We start from the raw sequence: 10222 nt of genomic DNA, 5'->3' as shown, positions 1-10222 counted from the left end.
CCGATCTCGATTTCCGTGTAGGTGGCGGTGTCGCTCACTTTCCGGATTCCCGGCTGGTTGGATTGTTTGATTTGGAATTCTTTGGGTATACGTACTACCGCAGAAGTATTACCCGGGATTGTGATATCCCAACTGAAAGTACCGTTTTCTTTCTTCCAGGCACTTGTGATCTCTCCGTAAACGGACTCATAGGCCGCAGATACTGAGTTTAACCCTTCGGGGAATACGGGAGCCATGATCAGTTTCTTATAAGCGATCGATTCCGGAGCGGATTTAATTCCTACCAGGTCTTCGTAGTACCAGATGATCAGGTCGCCCAGTAACATGACATGGTTAGCAGAGTTCATGGCTGGATCAGCTGTGTCTCCGTTCCATAATTCCCAGATGGTGGTGGCACCTTTCTTCACCATATAACCCCAGCTGGGGTAGGTATCGTTGGTGGCGATCTTCCAGGCCATATCTACCCGGCCGTATTCAGTCAGGCCGCGCATCAGGTGTTGGATACCCAGAACACCGGTGCTTACGTGGCCTCCGAAGTCTTCTTCGGTTTTCTTTACGATGTTGGCAAAGACTTTTTCTCTGTATCCTTCCGGTACAAGACCGAGACGTAATGACAATATGTTGGCTGTAACGGTGTTGTTGCCATATTGGGCGATTTCCGGATTGAAGAATTTTGTATTGTAAGCCTCTTTCATCTTAGCTGCAAGTTCACGGTATGCAGGGATATCGTTATCTTGTCCGCAGATTTGAGCAAATTCACTCATCATGTTCAATAAGCTATAATACATGCTGGTAGAGAGGATCGCACCGTCGGTTTTACGGGCCGGATCTTGCGAATGGATCAACTCCTGCGATTCCGGGGGCATACACCAGTCGCCGTATGTGTCTTTTACGATGATATAATCCTTCATGGCCGTTTGTTCGATATGCTGCATCCAGCGTTTCATGGACGGGTAGTGTCTGATAATACCACTCTTGTCGCCATATTGGCGATATAACAGGTTGGCCACATAGAAGTAGGCGGCAGGCCAGGTGACATCGTCGTTGTATATGGTCCAATAGCGGGGGGATACGTCGGAAATACTTCCTTCGGGACTTTGAGAGTCTTCGATATCCTGCAACCATTTGTTATAGAGCAGGGCATTGTTGAAGATGAAAGCTTCTCCGTAAGCACCGGTTACACGGTCACCTAGCCAGCCATGGCGTTCGTCGCGTTGCGGACAGTCGGTCGGCATTCCCCGATAGTTGCCGCGAATACCCCAATAGGCGTTTTTATAGATCTGATTAACCAGCGGGTCGGAAGTTTCAAACTTTCCGGTTGTTTTCATTTCATCGTAGATCACTTTCCCGGTGAAGGCGTTTAACTCCGGTTTATAATCGAGTCCTGAGATCTCTACAAAACGAAATCCGTGATAAACGAATATCGGTTCCCAACTGAAATTACCGTCCTGTGCCGGTGTATAGATATCGAAGACATTAGCGCTACGCAGGTTGTCCAGGTAAAGTGAACCGTCTTCTTTCAGTATCTCGGCAAATTTCATCGTGATAGGTTGGTCTTTCTTCCCTTTCAGGTTGATAGCCAGTCTGCCGACCATGTTCTGTCCCATATCGATCATGTATTTACCATCCGGTCTTTCGGTGATGCTGACGGGTTTGATTTCTTCCTGGATGCGAAGGTTCGGGTTGGCTTGTACGGTTAGTTTCCCCGGAGGTGTGGCCATAACATCTGCCGTTTGCCATTTGGAATCGTCGAAACCGTTCTTATTCCATCCGCTCAGTTCCAGTCGTGCATCGTATTCTTCCCCGTCGAATTCGTTGTTGGCAACGATAGGACCTTTGGAGGTTACTTTCCAGGAGGTGTCACTGATAATGATTGACTGCGAACCGTCGGCATACTCGATCTCCAACTGTGCGAATAAAGAAGGTAAAGTTTCCTGTTTATCTCTCATGCCGAAATAGCGTCCGTTACCTAAGGTGATACCGATCGTGTTTTTATCCTTCGACAATAGATCGGCTACATCATACACATTATAATATACCCGGTTAGGATACCAGGATGGTCCGGGTGCAAAAATATCTTCGCTAACGAGTTTTCCGTTGATGTAAGACTCGGAGAAACCGAGACCTGAAATGTATAAGACGGCTCTCTGAATAGGTTTGTCTGCAACGAACTCTTTACGGAGATAGCGCGCGGCAAGACGGGTTTTGCCTTCATTTGTTTCTCCGGCATTGGACAGTTTGTTTTCTCCGATCCACGTCGCTTTCCAATCGGATGGGGCGAGTGTCATCGACCAAGAGTTTGTTTTACTCCAATCGGTGGTACCCTGGTTGGTGTTCGCCTTAACATGCCAGAAGTATTGTTTGCGGGATTGTAGCGGGCTTCCTGCGTAAGGGATCTGTACGGAGTCGTCGCTTTTAATCTCTCCACTATCCCAAACTAAATCTTTTCCGTTGTTTAGATTCTCCGGAGATTCGGCAACCTGTATCTGATACGAGGTCTGGATAAGATCTGGAGATCCGGAAGAGATTTTCCACATAAAGCGGGGTTGTGCTACTCCGATACCGACCGGATTCTCTTTCATTTCAACCCGGAGGTCTTTTATATCGACCGTTTGACTGGATGTACATCCTGCCAGTATGAAAACTAAAGCGGCCAATAAGGAAAATAAGGTTGTTTTCATCTGTATTTGTATTAAGTTATGATAGAATAAAAGTATATAGTTATCTTTCTACAAAATTAGAGTTTTGGATATTGAGCAGAGTTTGAATTTTGATATTTATTCTATGTAAAATGATATAACAAGGAATGAAAGCTAGAATCCTTTTCTGTGTGAATATAAAAAAGCGGTAAAACACCTTGTCTCCCAAAGTTATTTACCGCTTTTCATATTTTAGTATTATTGCTTAGTAAGCTCGTGCAAACAATACGCGTTGTGCGGAAGGTTTGCCGGTAACCATACATTTACCCGGTGTCTTGTCTCCTTCCAGAGGGATACAACGGATAGTTGCTTTTGTTTCGTTTTTGATCAACTCTTCTGTTTCCGGAGTACCGTCCCAGTGAGCCATGATGAAGAGGCCTTCTTCGATCTTTTCTTTGAATTCTTCGTAAGTATCGACTGTAATCGTGCAGGCTGCGCGATGGTCGAATGCTTTCTGGAAGATGTTCTGCTGGATTTCTTCCAACAGGTTCTGTACGTATTCTTCGATGCCGTCGCACGTGATGGTTTCTTTTTCCAATGTATCGCGACGCATTACTTCGATCGTATTGTTTTCCAGGTCACGTCCACCCATAGCCAGACGTACTGTGAGACCTTTCAGTTCATATTCTGCAAACTTCCATCCCGGTTTCTTATTATCTGCATCGTCGAACTTAACGGAAATACCCATCTTTTTCAGCTTGGCTACGATACTGCTCACCTTTTCGCTGATCTGTGCCAACTGTTCGTCGTTGCGGTAGATCGGAATAATTACAACCTGGATAGGAGCGAGGTGCGGAGGCAATACCAAACCATTATCGTCTGAGTGAGACATGATAAGCGCACCGATCAGGCGGGTTGAAACGCCCCATGAGGTAGCCCATGCGTAGTCGCTTTTACCTTCTTTGTCGATGAAAGTAACGTCGAATGCTTTACCGAAGTTCTGTCCCAGGAAGTGGGAAGTACCTGCCTGTAAGGCTTTTCCGTCCTGCATCATGGCTTCGATCGTATAGGTATCCAAAGCTCCTGCAAAACGTTCACTGGCAGACTTTACGCCCTTTACGACCGGCATAGCCATATAGTTTTCAGCAAAGTTTGCATATACTTCCTGCATCTTCTTTGCTTCGATCTCTGCTTCTTCGCGGGTTGCGTGAGCTGTATGCCCTTCCTGCCATAGGAATTCGGCAGTACGAAGGAACAGACGGGTACGCATTTCCCAACGCATTACGTTTGCCCACTGGTTACATAAGATAGGCAGGTCGCGATAAGACTGGATCCAGTTACGGTATGTATTCCAAATAATTGTTTCTGATGTCGGGCGAATGATCAGTTCTTCTTCCAATTTAGCAGCCGGGTCGACAACTACACCTGTTCCGTCATGATTTGTTTTCAGACGATAGTGTGTAACAACTGCACATTCCTTGGCGAAACCTTCCACGTGTTCGGCTTCTTTGCTTAAGAATGATTTCGGGATCAACAGCGGGAAGTAAGCGTTTACGTGTCCTGTTTCCTTGAACATATCGTCAAGAATACGTTGCATTTTTTCCCAAATAGCGTATCCGTAAGGTTTGATAACCATACAGCCACGTACAGCAGAATTCTCTGCTAAATCCGCCTTAATAACCAGATCCTGGTACCACTGGGAGTAGTTTTCACTTCTCTTAGTCAGTTCTTTCAGCTCTTTTGCCATCTTCTTTATTGTTATATATGTTATCTATTCTTATTTTTATGAGGGGCAAAGGTACAAAAATATTTATATCTTTGTCATAAACAATTCTTATTATATAGACCATGAGAATACGTAGAATTTTGAGTACAGTTGTACTTGTAATGTTAGTGTGTATCCCTTTTCTGCTTAATGCCCAAAGTCAGAAACCGCTTCGTCTGGCCGTCGCCGGGGTATCGCACGCACATCTTCATGAAGTGATTGTTCGTATGGACAGAGGTGATTTTGAAGTTGTCGGCGTTGCTGAACCCGACAAACCGTTAAGGGAAAATAATCCGTTGCGGAAGAAGCTCGATGCTTCCCTTTTCTATGCCGACCTGGGAGAAATGCTGGATAAGGTGAAACCGGAAGTCGTGGTTGCTTACGGCTCCATTTTCGATCATTTGTCGGTGGTAGAAGCCTGTGCACCGCGTGGCGTGCATGTGATGGTAGAGAAACCTTTAGCCGTAAATATAGAGCATGCAAACCGGATGGCCGAACTGGCGCGTAAGAATAATACCCTGCTGCTTACTAACTATGAAACGACCTGGTATAACACCAATCATGAGGCTTATCGTCTTATAAAGGAGGAGAATACGATCGGAAAGATAAACCGTATAGAGGTCTATGACGGCCATGAAGGCCCTATCGAGATCGGTTGTGGAAAAGAATTTACAGATTGGCTGACCGATCCGAAACTGAATGGGGGAGGTGCTGTGATCGACTTTGGTTGCTATGGCGCTAATCTGACAACTTGGTTGATGAATGGAGAGAAGCCTGAAAGTGTGTATGCCGTTCTGAAACAGTTTAAGCCGGATAAATATCCGAAAGTAGACGATGATGCGACAATCATTCTTGAATATCCGTCTGCTGTTGTACAGGTTATGGGATCGTGGAACTGGCCGAAAGGACGGAAAGATATGCATATTTATGGTAGTAAAGGATATATTTATCAGGATACACCGACTTCTATGCGTATCTACACTGATCGCAAAGAGGAAACGGTACAGCCTTCACCATTGAAAGCTCCCTACAATGACTCTTTTTATTATCTGAAAGCGGCCGTGCGCGGTGAGGTTGAGATTGCTCCGACCGATCTGTCGGCATTGGAAAACAATTTGATTGTTGTTGAAATATTAGAGTCTGCTATCAAGAGTGCCAAAAGCGGGAATCCGGTTCGTTTTAAATAGTTGTTTTTAATTAGTTTCATAGGCATGAAACAACTGTTTCACCTTAGAGAAACAAAAGTTTCATGCCTATGAAACTTTTGTGGCATCGGAAGGAAATAAAATAAATAAAGGCTGTCCGATTCATTTCTGACAGCCTTCTTTATTTAATAAGAAAATACTTCTTATTTATACGGTTCGCCTTTAACAGCTGCGATACCTGGCAGGACTTTTCCTTCGATAGCTTCCAGCAAAGCACCACCACCTGTAGATACATAAGATACTTCGCTTGCAATACCGAACTTGTTAACGCAGGCAACAGAGTCGCCACCACCAACAAGAGAGAATGCACCGTTCTTAGTAGCTTCAACGATAGCGTTACCTACTGCACGAGAACCATCAGTGAAGTTTTCGAATTCGAATACGCCTGTAGGACCGTTCCAAAGGATAGTCTTAGATTTTTTGATAACGTCAGCGTAGATTTCGATAGTCTTAGGGCCGATGTCAAGACCTTCCCATCCGTCAGGAATTTCGTTAACGTTAGCATATTTAGTGTTAGCGTCGTTACTGAAAGCGTCAGCGATCTTAGCGTCGACAGCCAATACCAAGTTTACACCTTTTTCTTTTGCTTTCTTCATCAGGTCGAGAGCCAGATCCAGTTTATCGTCTTCAACGATAGAGTTACCGATCTTGCCCCCCTGAGCCTTAGTGAAAGTATAAGTCATACCACCTGTTACGATCAGGTTATCTACCTTGTTCAGCAGGTTTTCGATGATTTCGATTTTAGAAGAAACTTTAGAACCACCCATGATAGCAGTAAACGGACGAGCGATGTCGTTCATTACTTTTTCTACAGCTTTTACTTCTTTTTCCATCAGGTAACCGAACATTTTGTGGTCGGCATCGAAGTAATCAGCGATCAGCGCCGTAGAAGCGTGAGCACGGTGAGCAGTACCGAATGCATCGTTTACATAGCAGTCAGCATAAGAAGCCAATCTCTTAGTGAATTCTTTCTGGCTTTCTTTTACTGCTTTTTTAGCAGCTTTCTTTTCGTCGTCTGTTGCATCTTCTGCCAGACCTCTCGGTTTGCCTTCTTCTTCAGCATAGAAACGAAGGTTTTCCAGCAATAAAGCTTCGCCCGGTTGCAGAGCAGCAGCCTTAGCGCCAGCTTCTTCACCAATACAGTCGTTAGCAAACTGAACTTCTACGCCCAGTAATTCAGATACACGACCCAAAATATGTTTCAGTGAAAATTTATCAGTAACGCCTTTCGGACGGCCCAGGTGAGAACCTATGATTACACTGCCACCGTCTGCCAGGATCTTCTTAAGAGTAGGAAGAGCGGCACGAATACGAGTGTCGTCTGTGATGTTGAAGTTTTCGTCCAATGGAACGTTGAAGTCAACTCTTACAAATGCCTTTTTGCCGGCAAAATTGAAATTGTCAATTGATTGCATAACTCTTGTATTTAAATTTCTGTATAAAATGTCTTTCTTAGCGCTCGCAAACTTACATAAAAATATTTTATTTCAATGTTACATTTGCAGAATAATTCGGTCTGTTTAGCATACAAATGGCTTCTTTGGGGGGTATCTATATATAATGTATAGGAAAGCTTCGTTGGTTATCGCATCCATAACAGAACTTTACCGGATTAGGAAAGGAAATGTTTGTACGATAGTTTTTTTTTAATTCTTTTAAAAGTATCTAATACTCTCTGTATATATATTTGCCCCGGCTAATAAGTAATCATTTTTGTATACTCTATAAAAATCATTATGAAAATGCAAATTAACTGTTTAAACCTATTATTTGTACTGTTATTGGGAATAATCCCTTGTAGTAAAGTTCACGCTGATGATTCTGAAAAGAGCGTGATGTTGTACACTCCCTACACAAAGATAGCGGTTCCGCCGGGGGAGTCGATCGATTACAGTATTGACGTCATTAACAAGAGTGACGAAGTGAAGAACGCGACTATCTCTGTCGAGGGAATGCCTCGGGGGTGGAGTTATGAAGTAAAGTCCGGAGGATATTCGATCAGCCAGCTTTCGGTTCTACCGGATGAGAAGAAGAATTTTTCCCTGAAAGTGGAAGTGCCGGTGAAAGTGAATAAGGGGACTTATCATTTTACGGTTTTGGCCGATGGCATGGCAAAACTTCCGCTTAGCATCACTGTTTCCAAGCAGGGAACTTATCAGACTGATTTTACAACAACTCAGCCGAATATGGAGGGTAACTCCAAATCTACTTTTACCTTTAATGCAACGATCAAGAACCGTACTGCGGAACAACAACTTTATGCCCTGACGGCAGATGTGCAGCGTGGATGGAATGTTGTTTTCAAGCCTAACTACAAACAAGCTACTTCTGCCCAGGTGGAACCCAATGCTACGCAGAATATTACGATTGATATAAATCCTCCGGCAAATGTAGCAGCAGGAACTTATAAAATCCCCGTTCATGCATCGACGGGTTCTACTTCTGCCGATCTGGAACTGGAAGTAGTCATCACCGGTTCCTATGAAATGGAACTGACGACACCGAGGGGATTGCTTAGTTCGGATATAACGGCCGGCGATACCAAGCGGATAGATCTGGTAGTAAAAAATAACGGTTCCGGTGAGTTGAAAGATGTAACATTTTCAGCAAGCAAACCGGTAGACTGGGAAGTCTCTTTCGATCCGGCCAAGGTCGTAAAACTGGGGGCAGGACAGAGTACAAATGTGGTGGCTATCGTAAAAGCTTCCAAAAAGGCGCTTCCGGGCGATTATGTTACAAAAATGGAAGCAAAGACGCCGGAAGTTAATGCTACTGCAGATTTCCGTATCTCCGTAAAGACCCCGATGGTCTGGGGATGGGTCGGTGTATTTATTATAGTGGTAGTATTAGGTGGTGTGTATTATCTGTTCCGCAAATACGGAAGGAGGTAAGCCATGTGCCAGCATGTTATCGAACTAACCGGCTTGACAAAGAAGTACGGAGGTTTTACAGCAGTGAATGATTTGAATCTCACTGTTGAGAAAGGTGATATATTTGGTTTGCTTGGTCCTAATGGTGCGGGTAAATCAACAACTATCCTGATGATGCTCGGACTGACCGAACCTACTTCCGGGTCAGTAAAGGTCTGTGGTATAGATTCGACTACCCATCCGATAGAGGTGAAAAGGAAAGTCGGTTATCTACCCGAAGATGTAGGTTTTTATGATGATATGACCGGAATAGAGAACCTGGTTTACACGGCTCAGCTGAACGGTATTCCCAAAAGCGAAGCGATACAGAAAGCGGAGCAGCTACTAGACAGGGTAGGGTTGACTAATGAAGGAAAGAAGAAAGCCGGGAAATATTCCCGGGGTATGCGTCAGCGTCTGGGACTGGCCGATGTGTTGATAAAAGAGCCGGAAGTAATTATTCTGGATGAACCGACATCGGGAATAGATCCGTCCGGTGTACGCGAATTTATGGATTTAATTCATCAGTTGAGCCATGAGGATGGGTTGACGGTCTTATTCTCTTCTCATCATCTGGACCAGGTTCAGCAGGTTTGTAACCGGGTTGGGTTATTTAGCGGTGGTAAACTACTGGCTGATATCAGACTGGCCGAGTTACAAAAAGAAGAACATGCGCTCGAACATATTTATAATCGTTATTTCGAAGGAGGTAAAGATCATGAATAGAATATATCATCCTTTTTGGGTAATTGTAAACAAGGAAGTTTCTGACCATGTGAGAAGCTGGCGGTTTATTATTCTGATCGTCATTATAGCGTTGACTTGTATGGGATCGTTGTACACAGCCCTTACTAATATCGGTGCTTCTATTAAACCGAATGATCCGGATAATGCATTCTTGTTTCTGAAGCTGTTTACCGTATCAGATGGAACGTTGCCCTCCTTTGTCGTATTTATCAGCTTTTTAGGGCCATTGTTAGGAATCGCCCTCGGATTCGATGCGATCAATTCGGAGCAAAACAGAGGTACGCTTAGCCGTATCCTGTCACAGCCGATTCATCGGGATTATCTGATCAATGCGAAGTTTGTGGGAGCTCTGATCGTGATAGCGATTATGCTGTTCTCGTTAGGCTTTCTGGTTATGGGCTTTGGATTGATTGCTATCGGTATTCCGCCAACGGCAGAAGAGTTTCTAAGGATGGTGTTCTTTATTATTGTTAGTATCTTCTATGTAGCCTTCTGGCTGAATTTGTCGATATTCTTTTCCATACAATTCCGTCAGGCGGCGACTTCTGCATTGGCCTGTGTGGCGATCTGGTTGTTTTTCAGTGTTTTTTATAATATGATCATTAATTTGATAGGAAAAGCACTCAGTCCTTCCGGATTTGCCAGCGATTATCAGATAATCAATTACCAGCGCTTTATGCTTAATCTGTTACGTTTTGCACCGAGCCAGTTGTTCAGTGACGCAACGACCACATTGCTGATGCCTTCTGTCAGAAGTCTGGGGCCGTTGACTATGGAGCAGGTTCATGGAGCTATTCCCAGTCCGTTGCCTTTAGGACAGAGCCTGATGGTTGTCTGGCCGCAATTGACCGGGCTGATTGCGGCGACGGTTGTTTGTTTCGCTTTATCATATTTGTCTTTTATGAGGAGAGAAGTTCGTTCCCGGTAATTTGATAAATTAGAAAAGGCTCTTATCCG

The 10222-nt window shown here is 44.3% G+C and carries 7 protein-coding genes; 4 read left to right on the top strand and 3 right to left on the bottom strand.

Annotated elements, in window-relative coordinates:
* Positions 1–2681 (bottom strand): alpha-L-rhamnosidase (locus QZ076_RS10820; protein ID WP_293713283.1); only part of this gene is annotated, 2681 nt, incomplete at its 3' end.
* A 223-nt stretch (positions 2682–2904) separates the two neighbouring features.
* Positions 2905–4386 (bottom strand): proline--tRNA ligase, encoded by a 1482-nt coding sequence (proS, locus tag QZ076_RS10815; RefSeq protein WP_293713282.1) that lies wholly within the window; start codon positions 4384–4386, stop codon positions 2905–2907.
* A 101-nt stretch (positions 4387–4487) separates the two neighbouring features.
* On the opposite strand from proS, the gene QZ076_RS10810 reads away from it, so the two are divergent.
* A complete protein-coding gene (locus tag QZ076_RS10810; protein WP_293713281.1) occupies positions 4488–5591 on the top strand; it encodes a Gfo/Idh/MocA family oxidoreductase in 1104 nt (367 codons plus the stop codon).
* A gap of 161 nt (positions 5592–5752) precedes the next feature.
* On the opposite strand, the gene QZ076_RS10805 is transcribed toward QZ076_RS10810, so the two are convergent.
* On the bottom strand, positions 5753–7024 hold the full coding sequence (locus QZ076_RS10805) for a phosphoglycerate kinase (RefSeq protein WP_293713280.1): 1272 nt from the start codon (positions 7022–7024) through the stop codon (positions 5753–5755).
* Positions 7025–7345: 321 nt separating this feature from the next.
* On the opposite strand from QZ076_RS10805, the gene QZ076_RS10800 reads away from it, so the two are divergent.
* Genes QZ076_RS10800 through QZ076_RS10790 form a run of 3 tightly spaced genes read left to right on the top strand, consistent with a single transcriptional unit; the run spans position 7346 to position 10193 of the window.
* Positions 7346–8500, top strand: a complete 1155-nt coding sequence (locus QZ076_RS10800) for an NEW3 domain-containing protein (RefSeq protein ID WP_293713279.1) — start codon at positions 7346–7348, stop codon at positions 8498–8500.
* A 3-nt stretch (positions 8501–8503) separates the two neighbouring features.
* Entirely contained in the window at positions 8504–9244 is a 741-nt protein-coding gene (locus QZ076_RS10795) for an ABC transporter ATP-binding protein (RefSeq protein WP_075557871.1), read from the top strand.
* A complete protein-coding gene (locus QZ076_RS10790; protein ID WP_293713278.1) occupies positions 9237–10193 on the top strand; it encodes an ABC transporter permease subunit in 957 nt (318 codons plus the stop codon). The genes QZ076_RS10795 and QZ076_RS10790 overlap by 8 nt, the downstream gene beginning before the upstream one ends.
* Positions 10194–10222 lie beyond the last annotated feature (29 nt).

Origin of the sequence: uncultured Parabacteroides sp., from assembly GCF_905196875.1 — a bacterium.
Lineage (GTDB): Bacteria > Bacteroidota > Bacteroidia > Bacteroidales > Tannerellaceae > Parabacteroides.
Note: the sequence above shows the minus strand (reverse complement) of the source record. Positions and strands in the feature narration are given on the sequence as shown.

What these genes read in the sequence shown, in the direction of transcription:
- QZ076_RS10800 (WP_293713279.1), top strand. Translation starts at nt 7,346, where the DNA reads ATGAAAATGCAAATTAACTGTTTAAACCTATTATTTGTACTGTTATTG.
- QZ076_RS10790 (WP_293713278.1), top strand. Translation starts at nt 9,237, where the DNA reads ATGAATAGAATATATCATCCTTTTTGGGTAATTGTAAACAAGGAAGTT.
- QZ076_RS10810 (WP_293713281.1), top strand. Translation starts at nt 4,488, where the DNA reads ATGAGAATACGTAGAATTTTGAGTACAGTTGTACTTGTAATGTTAGTG.
- QZ076_RS10805 (WP_293713280.1), bottom strand. Translation starts at nt 7,024, where the DNA reads ATGCAATCAATTGACAATTTCAATTTTGCCGGCAAAAAGGCATTTGTA.
- proS (WP_293713282.1), bottom strand. Translation starts at nt 4,386, where the DNA reads ATGGCAAAAGAGCTGAAAGAACTGACTAAGAGAAGTGAAAACTACTCC.
- QZ076_RS10795 (WP_075557871.1), top strand. Translation starts at nt 8,504, where the DNA reads ATGTGCCAGCATGTTATCGAACTAACCGGCTTGACAAAGAAGTACGGA.